At 67.8% G+C, this 25,159-nt stretch carries 21 protein-coding genes; 9 read left to right on the top strand and 12 right to left on the bottom strand.

Going from position 1 to position 25,159, the window contains the following annotated elements:
• Nucleotides 1-58 precede the first annotated feature (58 nt).
• From EV147_RS23490 to EV147_RS23475, 4 genes are all read right to left on the bottom strand, one after another.
• Nucleotides 59-1,597, bottom strand: a complete 1,539-nt coding sequence (locus EV147_RS23490; RefSeq protein WP_130393619.1) for a SpoVR family protein — start codon at nt 1,595-1,597, stop codon at nt 59-61.
• A 61-nt stretch (nt 1,598-1,658) separates the two neighbouring features.
• Nucleotides 1,659-2,936, bottom strand: a complete 1,278-nt coding sequence (locus tag EV147_RS23485) for a YeaH/YhbH family protein (protein WP_130393618.1) — start codon at nt 2,934-2,936, stop codon at nt 1,659-1,661.
• 79 nt (nt 2,937-3,015) lie between these two features.
• On the bottom strand, nt 3,016-4,938 hold the full coding sequence (locus EV147_RS23480) for a PrkA family serine protein kinase (protein WP_130393617.1): 1,923 nt from the start codon (nt 4,936-4,938) through the stop codon (nt 3,016-3,018).
• A 576-nt stretch (nt 4,939-5,514) separates the two neighbouring features.
• Nucleotides 5,515-6,429, bottom strand: coding sequence for an SDR family NAD(P)-dependent oxidoreductase (locus tag EV147_RS23475; RefSeq protein WP_130393616.1), 915 nt, complete (start codon nt 6,427-6,429; stop codon nt 5,515-5,517).
• 222 nt (nt 6,430-6,651) lie between these two features.
• Here EV147_RS23475 and EV147_RS23470 point away from each other — a divergent pair, with 222 nt between their 5' ends.
• Nucleotides 6,652-8,022 (top strand): MmgE/PrpD family protein, encoded by a 1,371-nt coding sequence (locus EV147_RS23470; RefSeq protein ID WP_130393615.1) that lies wholly within the window; start codon nt 6,652-6,654, stop codon nt 8,020-8,022.
• Here EV147_RS23470 and EV147_RS23465 read toward each other — a convergent pair.
• From EV147_RS23465 to EV147_RS23450, 4 genes are all read right to left on the bottom strand, one after another.
• Entirely contained in the window at nt 8,016-9,455 is a 1,440-nt protein-coding gene (locus tag EV147_RS23465; RefSeq protein WP_198680345.1) for a CBM96 family carbohydrate-binding protein, read from the bottom strand. The genes EV147_RS23470 and EV147_RS23465 overlap by 7 nt on opposite strands.
• Before the next feature lie 109 nt (nt 9,456-9,564).
• A complete protein-coding gene (locus tag EV147_RS23460; RefSeq protein WP_130393651.1) occupies nt 9,565-11,106 on the bottom strand; it encodes an acetolactate synthase large subunit in 1,542 nt (513 codons plus the stop codon).
• Nucleotides 11,107-11,151: 45 nt separating this feature from the next.
• Nucleotides 11,152-11,901, bottom strand: a complete 750-nt coding sequence (locus tag EV147_RS23455) for a GntR family transcriptional regulator (RefSeq protein ID WP_130393613.1) — start codon at nt 11,899-11,901, stop codon at nt 11,152-11,154.
• A 110-nt stretch (nt 11,902-12,011) separates the two neighbouring features.
• Nucleotides 12,012-13,037, bottom strand: a complete 1,026-nt coding sequence (locus tag EV147_RS23450; protein ID WP_235844964.1) for a VirK/YbjX family protein — start codon at nt 13,035-13,037, stop codon at nt 12,012-12,014.
• On the opposite strand from EV147_RS23450, the gene EV147_RS23445 reads away from it, so the two are divergent.
• Nucleotides 13,032-13,355, top strand: coding sequence for a hypothetical protein (locus EV147_RS23445; RefSeq protein ID WP_130393612.1), 324 nt, complete (start codon nt 13,032-13,034; stop codon nt 13,353-13,355). The genes EV147_RS23450 and EV147_RS23445 overlap by 6 nt on opposite strands.
• A gap of 37 nt (nt 13,356-13,392) precedes the next feature.
• Here EV147_RS23445 and EV147_RS23440 read toward each other — a convergent pair whose 3' ends face one another.
• A complete protein-coding gene (locus EV147_RS23440) occupies nt 13,393-13,596 on the bottom strand; it encodes a CsbD family protein (RefSeq protein WP_130393611.1) in 204 nt (67 codons plus the stop codon).
• Between the two features lie 79 nt (nt 13,597-13,675).
• Nucleotides 13,676-14,248 (bottom strand): hypothetical protein, encoded by a 573-nt coding sequence (locus EV147_RS23435; RefSeq protein WP_130393649.1) that lies wholly within the window; start codon nt 14,246-14,248, stop codon nt 13,676-13,678.
• A 293-nt stretch (nt 14,249-14,541) separates the two neighbouring features.
• Between EV147_RS23435 and EV147_RS23430 the strand changes: the two genes are divergently transcribed.
• The 7 genes from EV147_RS23430 to EV147_RS23400 all read left to right on the top strand — a co-directional run bounded on the left by EV147_RS23430 (nt 14,542) and on the right by EV147_RS23400 (nt 23,585).
• Nucleotides 14,542-15,672, top strand: coding sequence for an FAD-dependent monooxygenase (locus tag EV147_RS23430; RefSeq protein WP_130393610.1), 1,131 nt, complete (start codon nt 14,542-14,544; stop codon nt 15,670-15,672).
• Nucleotides 15,673-15,732: 60 nt separating this feature from the next.
• The gene (locus EV147_RS23425; protein ID WP_130393609.1) at nt 15,733-16,581 is read left to right on the top strand and encodes an IclR family transcriptional regulator; all 849 of its coding nucleotides are present in this window, start codon (nt 15,733-15,735) and stop codon (nt 16,579-16,581) included.
• 99 nt (nt 16,582-16,680) lie between these two features.
• Nucleotides 16,681-18,753, top strand: coding sequence for a TonB-dependent siderophore receptor (locus EV147_RS23420; protein WP_130393608.1), 2,073 nt, complete (start codon nt 16,681-16,683; stop codon nt 18,751-18,753).
• A gap of 2 nt (nt 18,754-18,755) precedes the next feature.
• On the top strand, nt 18,756-20,336 hold the full coding sequence (locus tag EV147_RS23415; RefSeq protein WP_130393607.1) for an ABC transporter substrate-binding protein: 1,581 nt from the start codon (nt 18,756-18,758) through the stop codon (nt 20,334-20,336).
• Nucleotides 20,333-21,373, top strand: coding sequence for an ABC transporter permease (locus EV147_RS23410; RefSeq protein WP_235844963.1), 1,041 nt, complete (start codon nt 20,333-20,335; stop codon nt 21,371-21,373). Before EV147_RS23415 ends, EV147_RS23410 begins: the two co-directional genes overlap by 4 nt.
• A complete protein-coding gene (locus EV147_RS23405; protein WP_130393606.1) occupies nt 21,370-22,173 on the top strand; it encodes an ABC transporter permease in 804 nt (267 codons plus the stop codon). The genes EV147_RS23410 and EV147_RS23405 overlap by 4 nt, the downstream gene beginning before the upstream one ends.
• Nucleotides 22,170-23,585 carry an ABC transporter ATP-binding protein gene (locus EV147_RS23400; protein ID WP_130393605.1) on the top strand — a complete coding sequence of 472 codons (1,416 nt, stop codon included), beginning with the start codon at nt 22,170-22,172 and terminating at the stop codon, nt 23,583-23,585. The genes EV147_RS23405 and EV147_RS23400 overlap by 4 nt, the downstream gene beginning before the upstream one ends.
• 7 nt (nt 23,586-23,592) lie before the next feature.
• Here EV147_RS23400 and tssJ read toward each other — a convergent pair whose 3' ends face one another.
• Both tssJ and tssG read right to left on the bottom strand, forming a co-directional pair.
• Nucleotides 23,593-24,114, bottom strand: a complete 522-nt coding sequence (gene tssJ / locus EV147_RS23395; protein ID WP_235844960.1) for a type VI secretion system lipoprotein TssJ — start codon at nt 24,112-24,114, stop codon at nt 23,593-23,595.
• Between the two features lie 25 nt (nt 24,115-24,139).
• Nucleotides 24,140-25,117 carry a type VI secretion system baseplate subunit TssG gene (tssG, locus tag EV147_RS23390; protein WP_130393647.1) on the bottom strand — a complete coding sequence of 326 codons (978 nt, stop codon included), beginning with the start codon at nt 25,115-25,117 and terminating at the stop codon, nt 24,140-24,142.
• Nucleotides 25,118-25,159 lie beyond the last annotated feature (42 nt).

The raw sequence follows: 25,159 nt of genomic DNA, 5'->3' as shown, positions 1-25,159 counted from the left end.
AAGGGCTCCGCCACGGCGGAGCCCTTTTTTTGCCTGCGGCGTCAGTTGGTCAGGTTGGTCAGGCGGCTTTCCTCTGCTGCGGATGCCGGCGCTCCGGCTTGCACTCGTACTTCAGTTCGCGGCGGCCGTCCTCGTACGCCACTTCCAGCCGTACCGTGAAGCCCCACAGGCGGGTCACGTGGCGGATCACCTCGTCGAAGTTCTGCGCCAGCGGCCTGCGCTCGTTCTGCAGGTGCCGCAGGGTCAGCGAGCGGTCGCCGCCGACATCGACATTGGTCACCTGGATATTGGGCTCCATGTTCGACAGGTCGTACTGGTTGGCCAGCAACTGGCGAATCTGCCGGTAGCCCTCGTCGTCGTGGATGGCCGTGACGCGCAGCTTGCCCTCGCGGTCGTCGTCGAGCACCGAGAACAGCTTCAGCTCGCGGATCACGCGCGGCGACAGGAACTGCAGCAGGAAGCTCTCGTCCTTGAAGTTGCGCATGGCAAAGTCCAGCGTCTGGCGCCAGTCGCTGCCCGCGATCTCGGGCGCCCAGCGGCGGTCTTCGTCATCCGGGTTCTCGCACATCCGGCGCAGGTCCTGGAAGATCAGGAAGCCCAGCGTGTACGGGTTCAGGCCGCTGTAGTACGGGCTGTGATACGGCGGCTGGTAGATCACGTTGGTATGCGCCTGCAGCAGTTCGAGCATGAACGCGTCGTTGACCAGCTTTTCCTCGTAGAGTTGATGCAGGATCGTGTAGTGCCAGAACGTGGCCCAGCCCTCGTTCATGACCTTGGTCTGGCGCTGCGGGTAGAAGTACTGTGCGATCTTGCGCACGATGCGCACGATCTCGCGCTGCCACGGCTGCAGCTTGGGCGCGTTCTTCTCGATGAAATACAGCAGGTTCTCCTGCGGCTCGGGCGGGAACGTGGCCTCGTACTCCGTGGCCTCTTCCTCCTCGCGCAGCGCGTGCGGCCGGTGGCGCGGCAGCGTGCGCCAGAGGTCGTTGACCTGCATCTGCAGGTAGTTCTCGCGCTCCTGCTGGCGCGCCTGCTCCTCGTTGATCGACAGCTTCTTGGGCCGCTTGTAGCGGTCCACGCCGTAGTTCTGCAGCGCGTGGCAGGAGTCCAGCAGCAGCTCCACCTCCTGCTCGCCGTAGCGCTGCTCGCACTCGGCCACGTAGTTCTTGGCGAACAGCAGGTAGTCGATGATGGCGTCGGCGTTGGTCCAGGTGCGGAACAGGTAATTGCCCTTGAAGAACGAGTTGTGGCCGTAGCAGGCGTGCGCAATGGTCAGCGCCTGCATCGGCATCGTGTTCTCCTCCATCAGGTACGCAATGCAGGGATTCGAGTTGATCACGATCTCGTAGGCCAGCCCCATGTAGCCGCGCTGGTAGCTGCGCTCCGACGACAGGAAGTGCTTGCCGTAAGACCAGTGGTTGTAGCCCACCGGCAGGCCGGCCGACGCGTAGGCGTCGAGCATCTGCTCGGCCGTGATGATCTCGATCTGGTTGGAATAGGTGTCCAGGCCGAAGTCGCCGGCGATGCGGGCGATTTCGCGGTCATAGCGCTGGATCAGCTCGAAGGTCCACTCCGAGCCCGTCGATAGATAGGCCATAGACATTCCCCATTGACGTGCCGGTACACGCCGGGTGCAGCGTACCGGCCTGCTGCCCTTGCTACCTGCTGGCGGGCCACGCGGCCCGTTTCTGGAAGAGATCGTGCAACACGGGGTAGATCTCGTCGGCACCGATGATGCGCTGCATGGCAAAGTGCTCGAACTGGTTCTTCACCGTGAGGTATTCCTCCCAGAGATTCTGCGGTTCCTCCGACGCCACTTCCACATAGGCGTAGTACTGCACCAGCGGCAGGATCGACTCGCGCAGCAGCCTGCCGCACAACTCCGAATCGCCCGCCCAGTTGTCGCCGTCCGACGCCTGCGCGCAATAGATGTTCCACTGGCTCGCCGGGTAGCGGTCGTGAATGACCTCCACCATCAGCTTCAGCGCGCTCGACACCACCGTACCACCGGACTCGCGCGAATGGAAGAAATCTTCCTCCTCCACCTCCTTGGCCACGGTGTGATGCCGGATGAACACCACGTCGATCCGCTCGTAGTTGCGCTTGAGGAACAGGTACAGGAGCATGAAGAAGCGCTTGGCGAGATCCTTGCGGCTCTCGTCCATCGAGCCGGATACGTCCATCAGGCAGAACATCACGGCCTGGGCCTGCGGGCGCTTCTTGAGTACGCGGTTGTTGTAGCGCAGGTCGAGTTTCTCGATGAACGGTACGCGGTCCACCTGCGCCCGCAGGTGGCGCATTTTCTCCATCAGCGCCTCGGCCTGCTCCGAGTACGGGCCTTCCTTCTCCAATATCTCGCTGTACTCGGCTTCGAGCGCGTGCAGGCGTTTCAGATACGGGCTCGACAGTGCGATGCGCCGCCCCAGCGAGCTGCGCATGGTGCGCAGGATCGACAGGTTCGAAGGCGTGCCGTCGATGGAGAAGCCGGCGCGCACCTTGCGCACTTCGGCGATCTTGGCGAGGTGGCGCTTGGCCAGGTCTGGCAGCGCCATGTCCTCGAAGAAGAAATTCAGGAAATCCTCGCGGGAGAGCGTGAACACGAAATCATCCTCGCCCTCGCCGCTGTCGCTGGCGCGCGAGCCCGTGCCACCGCTGCCCTGCTGCTGCCGGTCGAAGCTGTCGCCCCGCACGAACTTCTTGTTGCCGGGATGGATCCACTCCCGCTTGCCGCCCTGCCCGTGATGGAAAATCGGCTCGGAAATGTCCTTGACCGGTATGGACACCTGCCCGCTCTGCTCGATGTCCATGATCTTGCGGCCTGACACTGCCTTCGCCACCGCCTGCCGGATCTGCTCCCGGTAGCGCTTGATGAAGCGCTGCTGATTGACGGCGCTCTTGTTGCCGCCGTTCTCGCGCCGATCGATGACCGTACCCATAAGCCGTTCGCCCGCCTGGTTGGGGCGCCCTCATGAGGCCATGAGGGCGCCATGGATGAAGGACACCGCGTCGGAAGACTTACGACGACTTCCTGACGCGCAGATACCACTCCACCAACAGCCGAACCTGCTTGGGGGTATAGCCTTTCTCGACCATCCGGTTGACGAAGTTCTCGTGCTTGTCCTGATCCTCGCGCGACGACTTGGCATTGAACGATATCACCGGCAGCAGATCCTCCGTGGTGGAGAACATGCGCTTCTCGATCACCATCCGCAGCTTCTCGTAGCTCGTCCAGACCGGGTTCTTGCCACCATTGTTGGCGCGCGCCCGCAGCACGAAGTTGACGATCTCGTTGCGGAAATCCTTCGGGTTCGAGATACCCGCCGGCTTCTCCACCTTCTCCAGTTCGTCGTTCAGCGCGTTGCGGTCGAGGATTTCGCCGGTGTTCGGATCCCGGTACTCCTGGTCCTGGATCCACAGGTCGGCAAACACCACGTAGCGGTCGAAGATGTTCTGGCCGTACTCGGAATACGATTCCAGGTAGGCCGTCTGGATCTCCTTGCCGATGAACTCCACGTACGGCGTGGTCAGGTACTCCTTGATATACGACATCAGCCTGGCTTCCTGCTCCGGCGGGAACTGCTCGCGCTCGATCTGCTGTTCGAGCACGTAGAGCAGGTGCACCGGATTGGCGGCCACCTCGGTATTGTCGAAGTTGAAGACCTTCGACAGCACCTTGAACGCGAAGCGCGTGGACAGTCCGTTCATGCCCTCGTCGATGCCGGCGTAGTCGCGGTATTCCTGGTACGACTTCGCCTTCGGGTCCACGTCCTTGAGGCTTTCGCCGTCATAGACGCGCATCTTCGAGAAAATGTTCGAGTTCTCGGGCTCCTTGATACGCGTGAGCACCGCGAACTGCGCCATCATCTTGAGCGTGTTCGGCGAGTTCGGCGCCGCCGAGAGCGAACTGCTGCGCAGCAGCTTGTCGTAGATCTTCACCTCGTCGGACACGCGCAGGCAATACGGCACCTTGACGATGTAGATCCGGTCGAGGAAGGCCTCGTTGTTCTTGTCGGACTTGAACGTCTGCCACTCGGCCTCGTTCGAGTGCGCCAGGATCACGCCGTCGAACGGAATCGCGCCGAAGCCTTCCGTACCCTTGTAGTTGCCTTCCTGCGTGGCAGTCAGCAGCGGGTGCAGCACCTTGATCGGCGCCTTGAACATCTCCACGAATTCGAGCAGGCCGCGATTGGCCAGGCAGAGCCCGCCGGAATACGAGTAGGCGTCGGGGTCATCCTGCGGGAAGTCTTCGAGCTTGCGGATATCCACCTTGCCCACGAGCGAGGAAATATCCTGGTTGTTCTCGTCGCCCGGCTCGGTCTTCGAGATGGCGATCTGGGCCAGCACCGACGGGCGCAGCTTCACCACGCGGAACCTGGTGATGTCGCCATTGAACTCGTGCAGCCGTTTGACGGCCCACGGCGAGGGAATGGTATTCAGGTAGCGCACCGGAATACCGTAGTCCTCCTCGAGGATCTTGCCGTCTTCCTCGGCCGAGAACAGCCCGAGCGGCGACTCGTGGATGGGCGATCCCTTCAGCGCATAGATGGGGATTTCCTCCATCAGCACCTTGAGCTTCTCGGCCAGCGACGACTTGCCGCCGCCCGGAGGCCCGAGCAGATACAGAATCTGCTTGCGCTCTTCCAGGCCCTGCGCCGCGTGCTTGAAGAAGGAGACGATCTGCTCGATCGTGTCTTCCATCCCGTAGAAATCGCGGAACGCGGGATATACCCGGATGACCTTGTTGAAGAACAGTCGGGACAGTCGAGGATCATGGTGGGTATCCACCAGTTCGGGCTGTCCGATTGCGGCGAGCATGCGTTCGGCGGCAGTCGCATAGGCAGTAGGATCCTTCTTGCAGATCTCCAGGTACTCCTGGATGCTGTATTCCTCTTCCTTGCGTGCTTCGAAGCGCGTGGCGTAGTGGCCAAAAATGTCCATACCTCACTCCCGTCAGAGTCCCACGTCCGAGGCGAAGGTAGTTCTACTCCCCTAAGACTTCGCGGCAATCTTGCGTTCCGCCACCCCGGCTTGGTGGACTTGCCAAGTTGCGAAGTCTTTACTTCATCATAGTCAAATAACGGCGAATGTGAGTCCGGAGTTGACGCATCGCTGCCACGTTTTCTCCACTGACTGCCGACTCGTTGCGACGTGCACTCGTGACGCGCGACGCGGTGAACCGACACCCGCTGAATCACCCCGCTGTGACGGGCCATCGACCATGCTTGTGACACACATTACACCTTTCGCCCGCTTCATGCACAGCGTGTTGTGTAACGTTAGGGGTAATCCAGAAACATCTGACAAGCGTTGTCGGCCTTGGTCCTACAGGCATCCCCCGTGTCTCGATGGTGCGCCATCGCCGCGGCCGCCGGTATCGTGCAAACGCATGAACTGCGCGTGGAAAACCACATAACCAAAATCTGATTCCGTCGCGGTTGGCGCGGGCGCACCGCGACGGGGCATGCTGCAATGCAACGCACCCCGCCGGGGCGCGCGGACGCGGGCGCGCACCGCTCAGATCGGGTCCCAGTTGATGACGTCCGGCGAACGGTCGAGCTTGAAGAAGCTGCTGCGCATTGCCGGCATCGCGATCTCCGCCACGGTCTCGGGCGTCCAGCCCTCGCTCGTGTGCACCGAGCGCACCGGGCGCGGCTGGCTCATCAGCATGATTTCGTTGGCGCGCACGGCGAAGATCTGGCCGTTGACCTCGCTGGCGGCGTCGCTGGCCAGGAACACGGCCACCGGCGCGATCTTGCCGGCCTCCATCTTCTGCAGCCGGGCCACGCGGGCCTTCTCCTCGGGAGTCTCGGCCGGGATCGAACTGGTCATGCGGCTCCATGCGAACGGCGCGATGCAGTTCGAACGCACGTTGAAGCGCTGCATGTCGAGCGCGATCGACTTGGACAGCGCCGCGATGCCGAGCTTGGCGGCCGAGTAGTTGGCCTGGCCCAGGTTGCCGATCAGCCCCGACGTGGACGTCATGTGCACGAAGGCGCCGCTTTCCTGGTCCTTGAAGTAGTTGGCCGCTGCGCGGCTCACGAAGAACGTGCCGTGCAGATGCACGTCGATCACCGAGCGCCACTCCTCCTCGTTCATCTTGAAGAACATGCGGTCGCGCAGGTTGCCGGCATTGTTGACCACGGCATCGATCCGGCCGAAGTTGTCGAGCGCGCACTGGACGATGGCGTTGGCGCCGGCCCAGGTAGACACACTGTCGGTGCTCGCCGCCGCCTGGCCACCCGCCGCGCGGATCTCCTCGACCACGCGCTGCGCGGGGCCGGTGTCGCCGCCCTCGCCGGTCATCGACACGCCCAGGTCATTGGCCACCACGCGCGCCCCGGCGGCGGCCATGCCCAGCGCAATGCCACGGCCGATGCCGCCGCCCGCACCCGTCACGACCACCACCTTGCCTTCCATCATTCCACTCATTGCTGCCTCCTTGGCTGCCAGTTGTCCCATGGTCGATACGATAAGGCGGCGGCGGCATTTCTGGAATTCACGAATCACAAAACTGGGCTTCGTGCCCGCTGAAGCCGGGCAGGCCAACCTAAGGCCGCTGGAAGCCGAGCTTCGGCAAATGCAAATATTCCCGCACGGCGGGCTCGGGAATAATGGCCGCCATCGCCCAGCGCTCCCAACGACACCCCCGCCATGCCCAACCAGACCTATCCTACCCGCCAGCTGTGCACCTTCCTGGCTGGCCTGACACTGGCCGATGTGCCGGCACCCGTGGTGGAACGTACCAAGGACCTGTACCTCGACTGGATGGCGTCGGCCATCGCCGGCAAGGACGCCCCGGCCGTGCGCCGCCTGCAGGAGTTTGCCGCCGCCATGGGCCCCGCCACCGGCGACGCCGAAGTGCTGGTGGACCGCCGCCGTACTTCGCCCTACTTTGCCGCGCTGATCAATGGCGCCTCGTCGCATGTGGTGGAACAGGACGATGTGCACAACGGCTCGGTGCTGCACCCGGCGGCCGTGGTGTTCCCGGCCGTGCTGGCGGCAGCGCAGGCCGAAGGCAAGACCGGCGCCGAGGTGCTGCTGGCGTCGATTGCCGGCTACGAGGCCGGCATCCGCATCGGCGAGTTCATGGGCCGCTCGCACTACCGCGTGTTCCATACCACGGGCACGGTCGGCACGCTGGCGGCCGCCGCGGCGGTGGCCAAGCTCTACGGACTCGATGCCGAGGGCATCAACCAGGCGCTTGGCTCGGCCGGCACCCAGGCGGCCGGCCTGTGGGAATTCCTGCGCGACGCCGCGGACTCCAAGCAACTGCACACGGCCAAGGCCGCCGCCGATGGCCTGCAGTCCGCGTGGCTGGCGCGCGCCGGCTTCACGGGCGCGAAGCAAATCCTGGAAGGCCCGCAGGGCATGGCGGCCGGCATGTCGACCGACGCCAACCCCGCCGCGCTGACCGATGGCCTGGGCACGCGCTGGGCCACCGCCGAGACCTCGTTCAAGTTCTTCGCCTCGTGCCGCCACACGCACCCGGCCGCCGACGCCCTCAAGGCGCTGATGCAGCGCGAGGACCTGCGCGCCGAGCAGATCGAGGCCGTCACCACCCACGTCCACCAGGGCGCCATCGACGTGCTTGGGCCCGTGGTCAATCCGTCAACGATCCACCAGGCGAAGTTCTCGATGGGTACGGTGCTGGCCCTCGTGGCAGTGCATGCGCACGCCGGCCTGGGCGAGTTCGAGCAGCATGCGCTGCAGGACGCGCGGATTGCCGCGTTCCGCGACAAGGTGACGATGGAACTGGACGACGAGATCAACGCGGCCTACCCGCGCCAGTGGATCGGCCGCGTCACGGTGCGCACCACCGATGGCCGCACGCTCGGCGCCCGGGTCGACGTGCCCAAGGGCGACCCGGACAACACGCTGTCACGCCCCGAGCTGGAGGCCAAGGCGATCCAGCTTGGCGCGTTCCGCCACGGCGCCAGCGAGGCCGAGATGCGCGCGATCATCGCCCGGGTCTGGGCTTTGGATCGCGCGCCGCACGTCAACAACTGGCTACCGGCTCAGTAAGGCAGCTTGTTCAGCGTCCTCATGAAGAGCACCGCATCGTTGGCACCCTCGCGGCTATCGAACGTGATCTGCTGACCCGAGGCCGGCCCCTGGATGCAGAAGGCAATGGAGCTTGCCCCTTCGGCAATGGCTTCATTGACCGCCTTGTTCACGTCGAAGTTGTGATTGGCCGGCGTCGCGTTCACCTTGATCGTCGAACTGGTGCCGCTGCAGGCCGGCGCGTTGGTACCGTTGATCGTGGTTTCGCTCCAGTTCGTGTCGACACGATAGGCAGTTGCCACCTGCGAGGTGGTGTCCGTGGAATTGGCGCCGTAGATCATCAATTGATAGTCGGGCCTGAAATCCGGCGGCAAGATATTGGCCCCCTGGGGGATACCGAACTTGAGGTAAGCCCGTGACGCCGCTGTATCGCCCGAGGTCTGCTGCACGACGAGCGACGGGCCCGAGCCGTAGTTCGTGGCGTCGGTGGCGCGCACCGTGGCGTCCTCGCCGGCTTCGAAGAACGAATAGGCGATGGTCTTGTTGCAGTCCATGCCCCGGTTCAGGCAGATGTCGGCCATGAACCGCGCGGCATCCGGGCGCCAGCCCATGAAGAAATCGCCGTGGGCGGTGTAGAGCGTCCCCCATTGCTGCTTCACCACGTTCCCCTGGGCGTCCAGCAGCGGGTCCAGCGAGAGCTGGACGTTGGTGAGATCCGTGATCTGGCCGAGCTTGTAGGCGATGTTCATGTTGATATCGGGCAGCCGTACCTGGTACCCGGCCGGGCAGGTGCCGGCGTTGTCCGGATACACCGCGTTGTCGTACTTGCCCATGGTCGGCGCCAGGGTCTTGCCGTCCCAGCAGGTCGGGAAGTGCATGCCGATGTTGAACTGCGTGCCGTTGGTGGGATCGGGCTTGCAGTCCGTCGGAATCGTGTTCTGGGAGCGCGATCCCGTGCAGTTGAAGGCGATGCGGGGGTTCGGCCCGGTGCCGTGATGGTCGCCGGCCATCAGCTGAATGCCTTGCGGCAATGGCTGCACGGGAAATCGCTTGTTCGAGGGCACCGCCGTGTTGGTGTAGTAAGTCTTCTGGTACAGCGGCGCCACCACGGTGCCGTCAGGCAGCCGCAGCGACGGCGCCCAGTAGCCCGTGGCGTCGGCCGCGTTCTCGCACGTGGTGCCCGCCACCTTCTGCAGCATGTCGCCCGTGGTGTAGGCGTTGGTGGTGGTATTGCCGAAGAAGTCGTGCTGCATGGCCACGCCGGGTCGGCCCGGATAGACGATGGGGTCGTCCGGCAGGCGGTGCGAGTACAGGCAGCTAACGTCCGAATTTCCTTCGGTCAGCGTCTGGCCGGGCGGCCTGGGTGGCTCGCGCGTACAGCCCGCCAGCGCCAGTACGGCGCCGAGCACGGCGCCCGGAACAATACCCGGGATTTGTTTCGATGGTCTTCCCATGATGGCCTCCGTTTGCAGTGACGGGGCCATGCTGCGGCGAGGAACAGCGCGGCACAATGGAACATCGTTGTCCATCTGCCGCGCCGTAAACGGCCCGGATGGGCCGGGATCAGATCACCAGTTCGATCAGGAACGGACCCTTGCGCTGGTTGGCGCCCTGGAACAGATCGTTGAACGCCTCCATCGTCTCGGCGCGCGCCGCTTCCACGCCCATGCCGTTGGCCAGCTTCACCCAGTCGAGGTCCGGGTTGCCGATGTCGAGCATGTCGAGCGCGGTCTTGCCCGGATTGGCGCCCACGCCGGCCAGTTCGCCCAGCAGGATCGCGTACTTGCGGTTGGCCAGCAGCACCACGGTCACATCGAGTTTCTCGCGCGCCATGGTCCACAGCGCCTGCAGCGTGTACATGCCCGAGCCATCGGCCTGCAGCGCCACCACCCGGCGGTCCGGCGCGGCGATGGCGGCGCCCGTGGCCAGCGGCAGTCCGGCGCCGATCGCGCCGCCGGTCAGCTGCAGCCAGTCGTGCGGCGCGGCATGCACGGTGCCGGGGTAGAACGCACGGCCGAAGCTCACGCTTTCTTCCACCACCACTGCCTGCTCGGGCAGCAGCGCGGTCAGCGACTGGGCCACGGCCTCGGAGGTAATCGCACCGCGCGCTGCCTGCACCGGCGCGCCCTGCCCGGCCGGCAACGGGGCCGCGCCGGCGCCGAGTTCGTCGGCCAGCCGGGCCAGTGCCTCGCCGAGGTCTTCCTCGGGACGCGCCAGCACGTGGATCACCGCGTCCTCGGGGAACGGCCGGGCCGACTTGCCGGGGTACGCAAAGAATGTCGCCGGCGTGGTGGCGCCCACCAGGATCACATTGCGGATGCCGGCCAGCTTCTGGCGCGCCGCGTCGCCCGAGTAGGGAATGCGGTCGACGGCCAGCCGGCCCTGTCCGCGTGTCACGCGGGAATTCGACATCGGCGTGATCAGCCGTGCGTCGGTGGCGGCTGCGATGCGGTGCGCATCGGCCAGCGCGCCTTCGCGCAGCGCGGCGCCAGCCAGCACCACCAGCGTGGGCTGGCCGCTGCGCAGCAGGCGCGCGGCATTCTGCACGGCATCGGGCGAAACCTTTGGCACCGGCAGCGCCGGCAGCGGGGCAGCCACCTTGCCGCCGGCATCCCAGCACACGTCTGACGGCAGGATCAGGCTGGCCACGCCGCCCGGCGCGCCGAGCGCGGCCTGCACGGCCGACGCGGCATCGGCGCCCACCGTGGCGGCGTGCGTGGCGGTGCGGGTCCAGACCGAAACCGGGCGCGCCCAGCCCTCGGTATCGGCGGTCAGCGGTGCATCGAGCGGTCGGTGATACGTGGCCTGGTCGCCGATGATGTTGACCACCGGAGTCTGTGCGCGGCGCGCGTTGTGCAGGTTCGCCAGCCCGTTGGCCAGGCCCGGGCCGCAGTGCAGCAGCGTGGCCGCCGGCTTCTCGGCCATGCGCGCATAGCCATCGGCCGCACCGGTCACCACGCCTTCGAACAGGCCGAGCACGCAACGCATGCCCGGAATGCGGTCGAGCGCCGCCACGAAGTGCATTTCGCTGGTGCCGGGGTTGGCGAAGCAGGTATCCACGCCGCAGGCCAGCAGTGTCTTGACCAGGCTTTCCGCGCCGTTCATCGTGTCTTGAGTCTCCATCTCGGGGTCCGTTCTCGTTGGCGGTTGTCAGGAATGGGGGGCGAGCAGGTCGAAGTCCAGGCAGACATACTCGGTAGGAAATTCGATGCGGGCGTAGTAGACGATCACCCCGTCCACGCAGGCGAAGCGGCGCAGCTCGGCCACGGGCGCGCCCACGGCCAGTTCCAGCGCCGCCGCCGAGGCCGCGCCGGCCGGCACGATCGACATGCGCTGGCGCGCCGCGTTGACCCGCAACCCGGGAAAGCGGTCGAGCACCGGCACCGACGCACCCTGCCGGAACGCCTCCGGCTCCCGCGCGAAGACGTCGGCCGCGATATAGACCTCGCCCACCGCAAACGGGCGGCCGTCGAGCCGGTGGGCCCGCTTCAGGAAATGGTAGGCATCGGCGCGGCGGCCGTCGCAGGGCATGCCGAGGTCGTCGGGCAGCGCCACGTCCGCGGTGGATTCGACCATGGCCTCGGTGGAAAGCTGGTCGCCCACGGCCACGGCCTGGTCCCAGCTCACCGGCAGCGCCATCTGGCGGCGCGTGCGTCCGGCCGTCTTGACGAAGGTGCCCCGTCCGCGCGAGCGCGCGATGAGCCCCTCGTCGTCCAGCTGCGAGATCGCGTGGTGCATGGTCATGCGCGCCACGCCGTACTGGCGGCACAGCGCGTCGAGCGAGGGAATCCGCTCGCCGGGGCGCCATGCGCCGCTCTCGATCTGGCGGCGCAGGATCGTGGCGAGCTGGAGGTAGACCGGTTCGCGGCTACGGGAGAGAAGTTCGGCGGTATCCGGCATCAGGTGGCTGTGCCGGGCGCCCAGGATTGCGGCGCACGGCAGATCGATACCGGACTGTATTAAAAGTCTAGGTGGCTAGACTACTGGGGTTTACGCCCCCACGCGCCGGCCTACGCCGCCAGCGAGACCATCCCGGCGGGTTCGGCATCATTGGCGGTGGGCGCCGTGTCGGGGGTCAGTGCCACCAGCACCGCCGTGCGAACCGCTTCGGCCACAGCCTGCTTGCGCCGCCAGGCGGAACGCTTCTTCGAGGCGATCTCGGCAATGTCGCGCACCGGCTGCCGGACTGGCAGTTCGAGGTTGCCGTCCGGTGTCGGCACGCCGTGGTACTCAGCCCAGAACGACTCGTAGTCGCACTGGATCTCGCGCGGCGTGTTGCGCTGGCGGCCCACATGGTTGGCGCGCGAGACCGCCACGATGCGCCGGGCGCCCAGATGGCTGGCAAAGGCCAGCAGCGCCTCCATGACCACATCCTTGGGGCGCAATCCCTCGCAGGTCTTGGTGGCCGCGCGAATCCATTCGCGGCTGGCCTCGTTCATCGGCCCCTGCAGCCCGCCGACGAAGACGTCCGGACCCATCGCACCAAAGCGCAGGTAGAAGCTCAGTTGGGTCAGGCTGGCGCCGGTCTCGTTGTCGATCCAGTAGAACGCGAGTTCGCCTTCCTTGGGATTGGGTCCCGGGTCCGACAGCCGCAGCGTGTAGCGGCCCTCGGCAAACGGCCATTCCAGCCCGCCCGACAGATAGATGCGCTCGCACACTGCCACCGGCAGCGCCGCATGCATCACGGCGTAGTGCTCCTGTACCAGCCGCGCCCGCTCGACAAACCCGAGGCCCCAGGCGCCCAAGGGCCGATAGGGTTTTTCCAGCAATAGCGGGCGCGCCGCCACCACCCGCTGCAACAGCGAGCACGACGCCACCGCCCGCAGCCACGGCTGGGCTGAGCTGGCGCGCAAGGCCGACATCGCCAGCCATTTGAACCGGCGCGACAGCCACTTGCGGCTGCCAGCGGGATAGCAGAACGACGAAACCGCCACCATCGTGGCGAGGTACTTCAGATAACGTCCGGCGAAAAACCCCAGCCGGCCGCCGGCCCGGGCCGTGAACAGCCCTTGCACACGCGAAACAGGTCCTTGCACGACGAAAATGCTCCCCTTCTGGCGCGCCGGTCCGTACCCTGGCGGCAACGTGCGCGCGGCTTCAACCCAATATCCGTCGCTGCGCACGGGGCGCAGGTCGGTTCGGCCAGCCTGTCGTTTTGTGTCTTCGTGGGGATGCAGGTCCGGCTCGTAATATTCCGTAACGTTTTGAAATATTCCCGGTTGACCGCCGATACATCGAATTTTTTCGCATTCGACCTGAGGAGCAGCGGTCGCCGCGCGGCACAGAAAAAAAGCGGCGAAACCGAAGCTTCGCCGCTCTTTTTTCACACTGCCGTCACACGGGTCCGCGCATGACGCGCCACGGATTTCCCCGTGGCTGGCGCGTGCCGCCTTACCAGCGGACGTCGCGCTCCCAGGCCTTCATTTCATCCTCGGCCTGTTCCTTGGTGTAGCCGTAGCGCTCCTGGATACGGCCGGCCAGCTGGTCGCGCTTGCCGTTGATCACGGTCATGTCGTCGTCGGTCAGCTTGCCCCACTTTTCCTTGACCTTGCCCTTGGCCTGGTCCCACTTGCCTTCGATCTGATCCCAGTTCATGTCCGGCTCCTTGCTTGAGGTGGCGGCCGCGGGCGGCCGCCGGTTTGCGGGAGTCGACGGATGTCGACCGGAGAGTTGGTTACTTGTTGTACTTGGCCTTCATGTTGGCCTGGCACTTGTCCTTGGCATCGCCCGACATCGCGTCGCACTTTTCCTTGTCGGCCTTGTAGGCGGCGTCGCTGGTGTCCTTGCGGGCGTCGGCGCGGGCTTCAGCCACGTCGGTCGACGTGCCGGTGGCGGCAGCCTTCTCGACCTTGGCCGAACCCAGGGCGCGCTCGTGGGTAGCCTTGGCTTCCTTCACGCACACGTCCTTGTCGTTGCCCTTCTTGTCGTCGCACATTTCCTTGGCGACGTCGTAGTCACGGTCGGCCTTGGTCTTCATGGCCTTGGCATGCGCCTTGTCGGTACCGTCGCGCTTGGCTTCGGCGTTGGCCTTGGCCACGTCGCGGTCGCGCTTGGCTTCGGCCTTGCAGACGTCCTTGGCGTTGCCGCTCAGTCCGTCGCACTTCTGGCCAGCGGCCTTGTAGTCGGCGTCCGCCTGCTTCACGGCGGCGTCATAGTCGGCTTTGGAGCCAGCCTGGGCATAGGCAAAGCCGGCCGGTGCGGCCACCATCATCGAACACACTGCAGCGGTCAGCCATTTCTTGGCAATCATGTCGTGCTCCTTTTCAGAGTGGATTTTTCTAAGACCACGTTTCGCGTTCCTGGAGGGGCTGGGCGGCGTGGTCATGCCGTAGTTGCAATGTATGTTTTGGCTCCATCCGAAAGCAGAAGGCTGGTGCTGAAACATGGGTAAGACAAATCCCACAACGTCACTTTTGGATCTCAGGGCAGCGCTGTGGCGCGAGGCTCGCTTGACGCGCTCCGTCCCCGTCGATATTCTTTTTATGAACTTATCGTTCATTTTTGAACAGTTATAAAACAGGACAAAGCGAGGAGCGCCCCATGTATTCAGGAACCATTGGCATCAACGGTGCCGGCATCGGCGGGCTGGCCGCCGCCATCGCGCTGCGCAAGCTCGGCATGAACGTGGTGGTCTTCGAGCAGGCTGCCCGCTTCGCCCGCGTGGGCGCCGATATCAACCTGACGCCCAATGCAGTGCGCGCCCTCGACGGCCTCGGCATTGGCGATGCGCTGCGCGAGACGGCCGCCCGACCAACCCACCGCATCAGCCGCACCTGGGATTCCGGCGAAGAAACCTCGCGGCTGCCGATGTCGGACGAGGCCGAGCGCCGCTACGGCGCCCCGCAACTGACCATGCATCGCGGCGACCTGATGGCGGCGCTCGAAGCCGCCGTACCTTCCGCCAGCGTGCAACTGGGCCGCAAGGCCACGGCCATCACCGCACGCGAGCGGGGCGCCACGCTGGCCTTCGCCGATGGCGGCCAGCAGGACGTGGACGTGCTGATCGGCGCCGACGGCATCCACTCCGTGGTACGCCGGGCGCTGCTGGGCGACGAGCATCCGATCTTCACGGGCGTGGTGGCCTACCGCGCCGTGGTCCCCGCCGAACGGCTCGCCGGCGTGCCCAATCCTGGCGCCTTCACCAAGTGGTGGGGCCCGGAACCCACCAGCCAGATCGTGACCTTCCCGCTGAACCGGGGCCGCGAGATCTTCGTCTTCGCCACCGTGGGGCAGGATAGCTGGCGCAACGAGTCGTGGACCACGCCGGGCCGCGTCGAGGATCTGCGCGCCGCGTACGCCGGCTACCACCCCGATGCCCGCGCGCTGCTCGACGCCTGCGACGAGGTGCTGATCTCCGCGCTGTACGTGCGTGATCCGCTGCCTTCGTGGACGTCCGGCCATATCGCGCTGATGGGCGACGCCTGCCACCCGATGATGCCGTTCATGGCCCAGGGCGCCGGCATGGCCATCGAGGACGGCGTGGTGCTGGCACGCTGCCTGGTCGAGGCCACGTCTGACACGGTGCCCGCCGCGCTGGCCCGCTACCAGGCCGCGCGCCACGAACGCACCAGCCGCATCCAGATCGGCTCGCGCGGCAACGAATGGCTCCGGGCCGGCGGCAATGCCGACTGGGTGTACGATTACAACGCCTGGAGCGCCCCGCTGCCCTGAATGTCGTGCTCCGCCCGCGCCGCCACCCGGCCCCCTCCCGTCCGATTTCCCGCCTTGCGAATGCCGAAGCCCAAGCCGCTCTCCGCGCCGTTGCCTGAACCCGCCGCTGCCGTTGCCGATACAGAGGCCGACGACGGCGCGAACCCCCAGCTCGTCACCCCGGTCATCCGGGGGCTGCGCCTGCTGCGCTTCATCGCCGAAGGTGGCTCCACGGCCAACCTGAGCGAGGTGGGCCGCCGCATCGACGTCAATCGCGTCACCGTGATGCGGCTGCTGGAAACGCTGGAGCACGAGGGCATGGTCGAGCGGCTGCCCCAGGGCGGCCACACCATGGGCTTGCCGTTCCTGAAGCTGGCCTCGCAGGTACTGGCATCGAACGACCTGACCGCGTTCGCGCGCCCCATCCTCGCGCGCCTGAGCCAGTCGCTGCAGCTGTCGGCCTACCTCGCCGTGCCCGATGGCGGCCACGTGCTGTATCTGTTGCGCGAGATGCCGAACACCGGCCTCGTCAGCAATATCCAGGTAGGCAGCCGCGTGCCGGCCCACCTGACCACGCCCGGGCGCATGCTGATCGCCCACCTGTCGCCCGACGACCTGCGCGAGCGCCTCGGCCCCGACCCCCTGCCCACCGTCACGGGCCAGAGCCCCGGCACCCACGCCCGGCTGGCCGATATCCTCGCCGCCGACCACGAACGCGGCTGCGCGTGGAGTTTCTCGGCCTTCGAGCCCGGCATCGATGCCTGCGCGGCGCCGGTGCGCGACGCCCAGGGCGCCGTCGTTGCCGCGCTCAGCGTGGCCGGTCCGCAGCAACGGTTCGAAGCCGATGGCACGCTGCGCGCGCGCACGGAAAAAGAGGTCAAGGCGGCGGCCCGCGATTTGTCCGGCCTGCTGGGGCATCGGAGGGCCTAGCGCCGCGTTGCACAAAAAATTCATGGAGTGGCGGGCAAGCCTCGTTATAATGCAACACTGTTGCAAAAAGCCCTTTCTATTCTCGCTCGCTCCTATTCCATGTCCGGACGCCGTTTCACGCCCGCCTTCCTGTTCGCCGCCACGGCCCTCGCCAATGCCGCCGACGAGCAAACCCTGCCCGAAGTTTCCGTGCGCGCCAGTGCGCAGGCTCCCTATGCCACGGGCGCCACGCGCACCGATACCCCGTTGCGCGAGGTGCCGCTCTCGGTCCAGGTGGTGCCGCGCGCGCTGATCGAGGACATCGCGGCCACACGGCTCGACGACACGTTCGACTACGTCAGCGGCGTGGCGCGCCAGGCCAACTTCGGCGGCCTTTGGGACAATTTCTCGATCCGGGGCTTCACCGGCAGCGAGAACACCGGCGCCGGCTACCTCGTCAACGGCTTCGCGGCCAATCGCGGCTTCACCGCGCCGCGCGACACCGCCACCATCGAACGCGTGGAAGTGCTCAAGGGGCCGGCGTCGTCGGTCTACGGCAGCGGCGACCCGGGCGGCGTGATCAACGTGGTGACCAGGCAACCGCAGTTCAAGCCGGCCCAGACCTACGGCTTCGAGGTGGGTACGCGCGACAAGTACCGCGTTTCGGCCGATGTCACGGGCGCCCTGACCGACAACGTGGCCGGGCGCCTGATCGCCGTGGCCGACCACGAGGGCAGCACGCGCGACTTCGTCAACAGCCGCCGCTTCCTGCTGGCGCCCTCGTTCACGTGGGCGCTCGGCGCCAACACCGTGATCCAGTACGCTGGCGAGATCCAGCGCTATACCGTGCCGCTGGACCGGGGCGTGGTGGCCGTCAACGGCCGGCTTGGCGCCGTGCCGCGCTCGCGCTTCCTGGGCGAGCCCAACGATGGCGATATCCGGCTCGACAGCCAGTCGCACCAGGTGTCGGTGGAACATGATTTCTCGGACCGCTGGAAGGGCCGCGTCGCCGTGGCCTACCGTGGTGGCTCGCTCGAAGGCTATTCGACCGAGGCCACCGCGCTGCAGGCCGACGGCCGCACGCTGACCCGCCAGCGCCGCTACCGCGACTTCCAGTCTGACGATCTCTCGCTGCAGGCCGACGTCACCGGCCGCTTCGAGACCGGCCCGGTGGGCCACGAGGTGCTGCTGGGCGTGGACGCCTACCGCTTCGGCGTGTCGCAGAACATGCTGCGCCGCAACCCCAGCGCCGCGGCGCCGTACGCGATCGACATCTACGATCCCGTCTACGGCCAGACCCCGCCGACGCTGCTGCCGAATACCAACACCTACGAGCGCCAGACCAACGTTGGCCTCTATGCGCAGGACCAGATCAAGCTGGGCGAGCGCTGGCGCGTGCTGGCCGGCGCGCGCTTCGACATCTACAACCAGTCGCTCGACAACCGCCTGACCGGCGCCAGCACCAGCCAGCACCAGACCGCCGCCTCGCCGCGCCTGGGCGTGACCTACCTCGCCACGCCCACCGTGTCGCTGTTCGCCAATGCGGGCAAGTCATTCCGCCCCAACCCGGGCAGCGACGCCAGCGCCAACGCGTTCTCTCCCGAGCATGGCCGGGCCGTCGAGGCGGGCGCCAAGTACGAGAGTCCGGACCACCGCACCACGGCCACGTTGGCCGTCTTCGAGATCCGCAAGCGCAATGTGCTGACCACCGATCCGTCGAGCCCGTCGTTCCTGCGCGCCGCCGGCGAGGCGCGCAGCCGGGGCGTGGAACTGGACGTGGCCGGCCGCATCGGCAACCATTGGCGCCTGACCGGCAACTTTGCCTATACCGATGCCGAAGTCACGCAGGACACGCGCCTGGCCGCCGGCACGCCGCTGTCGAACGTGCCGCGCACGAGCGGCAGCCTGATGGCGATCTTCGAGGACCAGGCGCCCATCGGCCAGCGCTACGGCGTGGGGGCTGGCGTGCGCTACGTGGGCACGCGCGGCGGCGATGCGCAGGACAGCTTCGCGCTGCCCGCCTACACGCTGGCCGACGCCTTCGCCTACTGGCAGGCCAGCAAGACCGTACGCGTGGCGCTCAACGTCGACAACCTGTTCGACCGCACCTACTACGCCAGCTCCACCAGCAGTGTCTGGGTGATGCCCGGCGCGGGCCGCACCGTGCGGCTCGGCGTACAACTGAGCTACTGAGCATGGCGGCCTCCGGAACCACCGACGCGCGGCGCCGCCGCCTGCTGCTGGCCGCTGGCGCGGCCCTGGCAGCGCCGGCGCTGCCGCTGCACGCCCACACCTCGTCTCCCGTCCCGGCCGGCGGCCGCGCGGTGCGCGTGATTGGCCCGTGGGAGCTGTCGGCGCTCGATCCGCTGCGCAACGGCTACCTGTTCGCACGGATGCAGGTCACCGAGACCCTGGTCGGCTACGACGCCGCCGGCCTGCCCGCGCCGGGCCTGGCCGCCCGCTGGCAGGTGTCGCCCGACCAACTGGCGTGGCGCTTCACGCTGCAGCCCGGCGCACGCTTCCACGATGGCAGCGCGGTGCAGCCGGCGCACGTGGTGGCGGCGCTCCAGCGCGCGCGGCACGCCGCCGGCATGCTCGGCGTGGCGCCGATCGCCCAGATCGAGCCCACCCCCGATGGCGTGCGTATCGTGCTGACCCGGCCGTTCGCGCCGCTGCTGGCGCTGCTGTCCCACAGCAGCACGCAGGTGCTGGCCCCGGCCTCGTTTGGCGCCGATGGCAACGTACGCGCGATCATCGGCTCGGGCCCGTACCGGATCGTCGATCTGGAGCCGCCGCAGCGCTTCTCGATCGCCGCCCACGATGGCTGGCGCGGACCTGCACCGGCCGTGCAGCGGGCCTCCTACCTCTCGGTGGGCCGCGCCGAAATGCGCGCACTGATGGCCGAGGGCGGCCAGGCCGAGCTTGCCTACGGACTTGATCCCGGCAGCATTGCCCGGCTTGCCACCAGCCCCGCCGTGCGGCTGCACGCGGTCACCATCCCGCGCACCACGGCGCTCAAGGTCAACGCCGGCCACCCGTTCCTGGCCGATGCGGCCGTGCGCCGCGCGCTGTCGCAGGCCATCGACCGGCGCGGCATCGCCACGGCCATCCTGCGCGACCCGTCACTGGCCGCCACGCAGTTGTTCCCGCCCTCCCTGCCCGGCTGGCATGACGATGCGCTCGCCCCGCTGCGCTTCGACCGCGACGCCGCGCGTGCCGCGCTCGCCCAGGCGGGCTGGCAGCCGGGGCCCGATGGCATCCTGCGGCGCGGCGACGCGCGCTTCGCCATCACGTTGCGCACGTTCCCGGACCGCCCGGAGCTACCCGTGATCGCCACCGCGCTGCAGGAGCAGTTCCGGCAGGTGGGCATCGCCATGCGCGTGGCCGTGGGCAATTCGGGCGATATTCCGTTCGCACACCGCGACGGCTCGCTGGACATCGGATTGATGTCGCGCAACTACGGCGTGGTGCCCGACGCGTTCGGCACCATGGTGCAGGATTTCGGAGGGAAGCACGGCAAGGGTGGCGACTGGGGCGCGATGGGCTGGTCCGATCCCGCCGTGGCGCGTGCCCTGGCCGCGCTCCCGGCCACGCCGGCCGGCCCCGGCGCCCGGCGCCTGCGCGGCGAGATCGCGGCCACGCTGCAGCGCGACCTGCCGCTGATCCCGGTGGTCTGGTACCGCCAGACGCTGGCAGCCTCGCCCCGGCTCGGCGGTGTCTCGATCGATCCGTTCGAGCGCACCTACCGCCTGACAGACATGTACTGGACATCATGAGCGACCCCACCCTGCCCCTCGCGGCCCACTCCACGCCAGCGGACCTTGCCGCCGCGCCGCCGTCCCGCGCGGCAGGCACGGCCCGGCTCGTCGGCCGCATCCTGTTGCAGCGTGGCTTGCAGGCCGTGATCGTGGCCGCGCTGGTCGGCACGCTGAGCTTCCTGATGATGCGGCTGCTGCCCGGCGACACGGCCTTCCGCGTGGCCGCCGCCCGCTACGGCTTCGACATGGTCAGCGCCGCCGCCGCCGAGGCCGTGCGCGCCGAACTGGGCCTGGCGCTGCCATGGACCGAAGCGCTGCTGCGCTGGTGGAGCCATCTGCTGCGTCTCGACCTCGGCGTTTCGTCGGTCACGGGCGCCCCGGTGATCGAGGAAATCGTCCACCAGCTCGGCCACACGCTGCAACTGGCCGTGGCCGCGCTGGCCGTTTCGTGCCTGATCGCCGTGCCGCTGGGCTTCGCGGCCGGGCTGCGGGCGGGCGGCACGCTCGATCGTGGCACGCTGCTGGCGTCGGTATTGCTGCGCGCGATGCCGCCGTTCGTGCTCGGCATCGTGCTGGTCACCGTGCTGTCGGTGGAGTTCGACCTGATGCCGGCCGGGGGCCACGGCGCCCACGGTGCGCTGCTGATGCCGGCCCTGACGCTCGGCCTGGGCCTGGCCGCCACGTCGATGCGGGTGGCGCGCAATGCCATGGCCGCGGTGGCGGAGTCGCCCTACTTTGCATTCGCCCGCGTCAAGGGGCTGGACGACAGCCAGGCCGTGCTGCGCCACGGTGTGCGCAACGCCGCTATTCCGCTGGTGGCCTACCTCGGCGTGCAACTCGTCTATCTGGTGGAGGGTGTGGTGGTCATCGAGACGCTGTTCGCGTGGCCCGGCATCGGCCACGCGCTGGTGCACGCGATCTTCGGGCGCGACGTGCCGATGATCCAGGGCACCGCGCTGGTCATGGGACTGCTGTTCGTGGCGCTCAATACGCTGGTGGATCTGGCCTGCGCCTGGATCGACCCGCGCGTGCGCATTGCAAGGGGACGCCGATGATCGCCCGGCTGCATCTGAACCGCCGGCGCGCGGGCCTGGCGCTGCTGCTCGCCATCGCGCTGTTCGCGCTCGCCGGCCCCTGGCTGGCTGGCCGCGCGCCATTCGAGCAGGACCTGTACGGCATCCTGCAGGCGCCCGCCCTGCACGAACCGCTCGGCACGGACCATCTCGGCCGCAGCATGCTGGCGCGGCTGGCCGACGCCACGCGCCTCTCGCTCGGGCTGGCGCTGGTCAGCGTGCTGACCGCCGCCATCCCCGGCACGCTGCTCGGACTGCTGGCAGCGTGGCGTGGCGGCTGGATCGCCCGGCTCGCCAACACCGCCGCCGACGCCGTACTCGCCCTGCCCGGCCTGCTGCTGGTGCTGCTGCTGAGCGCCTTCGCACCCGGTGCTTTCTGGCCGCTCTACGTGGGACTGTCGCTGGTGCTGTGGGTAGAGTATTTCCGCGTCACGCAGGCTACCGCCACGGTGGTGTTCGCCAGCGATCACGTCGAGGCCGCCCGGCTGCTCGGCTTCGGCCCGTGGTACATCCTGACGCGCCACGTGCTGCCCGAACTGCTGCCGCTGCTGGCCACGCTGATGAGTTTCGGCGCCAGCGCGGCGGTACTGGCGCTCGCGGCGATGGGCTTCGTCGGCCTCGGCGCCCAGCCGCCGGCCGCAGAACTGGGGCTGATGATGACCGAACTGCTGCCCTACGCGGCGCAGGCCCCATGGGTCATCGCCAGCCCGATCGTGGTTCTGACGCTGGCCACGCTGGCGCTGGTACTGTCGAGCGACGCCACCCAAAGGAGCCGCGCATGACGGCCAACCTCCCCCTGCTCCAGATCGACGGACTAGAAGTGCACGCCGCAGAAGGCCGGCTCGTCGGCCCGGTCTCGCTGACGCTCCACGCCGGTCAGGCGCTGACGCTGCTCGGCGAGAGCGGCGCCGGCAAGAGCCTGCTGGCCCAGGCCATCCTCGGCACGCTGCCGCACGGCCTGCGCGCCACCGGCCGTATCGTGCTCGGCGACGAGGCATCCGACGCTGGCGACACCCACGCGCGCCGCCGCCACTGGGGCCGCGCGCTGTCGTTGTTGCCACAGGAGCCGTCGCTGGCCCTCGATCCGACCATGCGCGTCGGCGACCAGTTGGCCGAAACCCACATGCTGGTCGGCGGCAAGCCGCGCGACGCGGCCCGCCAGCAGACGCGGCACGATCTCGCCAGACTCGGGCTCGCCCATGTGGAGGCGGCCTGGCCAGCCACGCTGTCCGGCGGCATGGCCCAGCGCCTGGCGCTGGCCATCACGCGCGCCGGCCAGGCGCCGGTGCTGATCGTCGACGAACCAACCAAGGGGCTCGACCCGCACTGGCGCGACGCCATCGTGGCCCACCTGCAGGACGCCATGCGGCAGGGCTGCGCCGTGCTGACGATCACCCACGACATCGCGGTAGCCCGCGCGCTCGGGGGCGAGGCCGCCGTGCTGCGTGATGGCGCCATCGTCGAACAGACCCGCGCCGGCACCCTGCTGCAGCAGCCGCAGCACGCCTACACCCGCACACTGATCGGCGCCGACCCCGAGAACTGGCCGCGCAAGCCCGCCGCGACACGCGGCGCCGAGGTGATCCGCGCCAGCGGGCTGGCCAAGCGGTTCGGCACGCAGAGCCTGTTCCGGCAGTTCGATCTGGCGCTGCACGCCGGCGAGCGCGTGGCGGTCACCGGCCCCAGCGGCAGCGGCAAGTCCACGCTCGGCAATGTGCTGCTCGGGCTGGTGCGCGCCGACGCGGGCCGCATCGACCAGCCTGCGCACCTGGCGCGCGTGCGCTACCAGAAGCTCTACCAGGACCCGGCCGCCGCGTTCGCCCCGCGCCGCCCGCTGGGACTGGCACTGGAAGACCTGTGCCGGCGCCACGGCCTTGACCGCGCGCGCATCGATCCGCTGATGCAGCGCATGCGGCTGCGCCCCGCATTGCTGGCGCGCGTGCCCGGTGCCGTATCAGGCGGCGAACTGCAACGGTTCGCGCTGCTGCGCGCGCTGTTGCTCGACCCGGTCTTCCTGTTCGCCGACGAGCCGACCTCGCGGCTCGATCCGGTGACGCAGAAAGACGTGGTGGACCTCATCGTCGACGTGACCGCCGAGCGGGGCTGCGCGTTGATGCTCGTCACGCACGATCGCGCGCTGGGCGAGGCCATCGCGGACCGCCATATCGCCTTCGGCGGGAGCCACGCGGCGTAGGCGCCACTCAGGAGGCCGGCTCCGCGCTGACGACTTCGAGCACGTTGTCGCGCGCGATGATCTTGACGGGGTCGGTGGCTTTCCACTGCTTCTTCGGGATCACCACCTTCCAGACCGCGTTCTTGCCGGTATCCCTGAACAACGCGGCCACGCCGACATAGTCCGCGTCCGGCTTCATCGGCTCGCTGACGCTGGCGGCCGCGGCGGGCCGCAGCACCACGTCGTGCGTGGCCAGCAGGTCTGACCCGAGGCTGTCGAGGTCTTCCCCCAGCAACTGGGCGTAGCTCAGCGATTCGAACGCCTGCGGCGACTTCAGCTGGTAGATGCGCACCACCGTGGACAATGGCTGCCCGGCGCCATCGGCATTGAGCGCCGCCCGCGCGACCAGGTCGATGTTCATCGTCTCCACGCGCGTCGTGAACGCCCATTTCGCCGCCTCCACGGCCCCCTCCCTGACCGACTGCCCCACGCCGCAGCCGGCCAGCGCCGCCATCGCCAGCAGCACGGCGCCGCTCCGAATCCGCCTCATCGTTTCCGTTCCATGTGTCATTGCCTCAGTGTTGTGCCGGCCGCCCGGACGGCGCGACGCCGCGCCACGTGCCTAGCCGCACACGGGTAATCGTGTGGTCTTCATCCGACTCCTCCGCGCCCGACGGGCGCAGCTGCGCGGTGTATCCCAGCCCCACGTCGCCCGAGTTCAGCACCGGCGCGGGCATCAGCGCGCGCGGCACGTGCATTTCGAGGAAGGCATGCGCGGTGTGCCCAAGATAGAAGCGCAGCAACGCCATCAGTTCGCCGTGTGCCGCGCGGCCCGGCATCAGCCCGAGCACCGATTCGCGCCGCGAGGGCGTGATGACGATCCGCACGGCATTGGCGCGGTCGAAGAACCCGCGTCCCAGCACGCAGTTCTCGCCCAGCGGCGCCGACGCGCCCCGTTCGACGGGAATCCACACCGGGTGGAATTCCTCCACGGCGACGCCGGAGTCCGGCACCGCGTGCCGCAGCACGCCGGCCAGCCCCTCGGCCGTGCGCGTGCGTTGGCTGGCCAGCCCGAGCATCGACAGCAGCTTGCGCGTGGACACGGCCTGCCCGCCTGTGGGTCGCCCAAACCCCAGGCCCAGCAGGCTCAGCAGGTGGCCCGACACCTCATCCTTGCCGCCCGCCCGGAAGCCGGCCGGATAGCGGTACTTGCGCGCCACGCGGTAGAACTGCGTGACGATCCGGTGGTGGAACAGGTCGAGAAAAGCCGCCAGCGGCTCCGCGCCGTCGCGGCGCTGGGCGATCTCGTCGATGAAGTAGGACGGCATGCGCGCGTCCACGCCGTAGAGGCCAAGGAACGTGGTGCGGACCACCGGCGGCGCGCCCGGCATATCCGGATCGGTCTCGACCGCCTCGATCTCGTGCCCCGGAAAACCAAGCCGCCCGCTCGACCGGAAGCGGACCGCCTCGTCGGCCGGGGAATCTGTCGTGCCCAGCGGCGGACGGCCGGGCGCGGCCAGTTCCATCAGTTCGCAGAACCGCAGCACGTTCATCTGCGGCGCCTGGACGAGCAATGCAGGCAGCAGCGGCGGCGC

Source organism: Cupriavidus agavae, assembly GCF_004217045.1.
Classification (GTDB): domain Bacteria; phylum Pseudomonadota; class Gammaproteobacteria; order Burkholderiales; family Burkholderiaceae; genus Cupriavidus; species Cupriavidus agavae.
This window is presented reverse-complemented; position numbering and strand designations above follow the sequence as displayed.

Coding starts and splice junctions, on each gene's coding strand:
- EV147_RS23490 (WP_130393619.1), bottom strand. CDS start 1,597: ATGGCCTATCTATCGACGGGCTCGGAGTGGACCTTCGAGCTGATCCAG.
- EV147_RS23485 (WP_130393618.1), bottom strand. CDS start 2,936: ATGGGTACGGTCATCGATCGGCGCGAGAACGGCGGCAACAAGAGCGCC.
- EV147_RS23480 (WP_130393617.1), bottom strand. CDS start 4,938: ATGGACATTTTTGGCCACTACGCCACGCGCTTCGAAGCACGCAAGGAA.
- EV147_RS23475 (WP_130393616.1), bottom strand. CDS start 6,429: ATGAGTGGAATGATGGAAGGCAAGGTGGTGGTCGTGACGGGTGCGGGC.
- EV147_RS23470 (WP_130393615.1), top strand. CDS start 6,652: ATGCCCAACCAGACCTATCCTACCCGCCAGCTGTGCACCTTCCTGGCT.
- EV147_RS23465 (WP_198680345.1), bottom strand. CDS start 9,455: ATGGGAAGACCATCGAAACAAATCCCGGGTATTGTTCCGGGCGCCGTG.
- EV147_RS23460 (WP_130393651.1), bottom strand. CDS start 11,106: ATGAACGGCGCGGAAAGCCTGGTCAAGACACTGCTGGCCTGCGGCGTG.
- EV147_RS23455 (WP_130393613.1), bottom strand. CDS start 11,901: ATGCCGGATACCGCCGAACTTCTCTCCCGTAGCCGCGAACCGGTCTAC.
- EV147_RS23440 (WP_130393611.1), bottom strand. CDS start 13,596: ATGAACTGGGATCAGATCGAAGGCAAGTGGGACCAGGCCAAGGGCAAG.
- EV147_RS23430 (WP_130393610.1), top strand. CDS start 14,542: ATGTATTCAGGAACCATTGGCATCAACGGTGCCGGCATCGGCGGGCTG.
- EV147_RS23425 (WP_130393609.1), top strand. CDS start 15,733: ATGCCGAAGCCCAAGCCGCTCTCCGCGCCGTTGCCTGAACCCGCCGCT.
- EV147_RS23420 (WP_130393608.1), top strand. CDS start 16,681: ATGTCCGGACGCCGTTTCACGCCCGCCTTCCTGTTCGCCGCCACGGCC.
- EV147_RS23415 (WP_130393607.1), top strand. CDS start 18,756: ATGGCGGCCTCCGGAACCACCGACGCGCGGCGCCGCCGCCTGCTGCTG.
- EV147_RS23410 (WP_235844963.1), top strand. CDS start 20,333: ATGAGCGACCCCACCCTGCCCCTCGCGGCCCACTCCACGCCAGCGGAC.
- EV147_RS23405 (WP_130393606.1), top strand. CDS start 21,370: ATGATCGCCCGGCTGCATCTGAACCGCCGGCGCGCGGGCCTGGCGCTG.
- EV147_RS23400 (WP_130393605.1), top strand. CDS start 22,170: ATGACGGCCAACCTCCCCCTGCTCCAGATCGACGGACTAGAAGTGCAC.
- tssJ (WP_235844960.1), bottom strand. CDS start 24,114: ATGAGGCGGATTCGGAGCGGCGCCGTGCTGCTGGCGATGGCGGCGCTG.
- tssG (WP_130393647.1), bottom strand. CDS start 25,117: ATGAACGTGCTGCGGTTCTGCGAACTGATGGAACTGGCCGCGCCCGGC.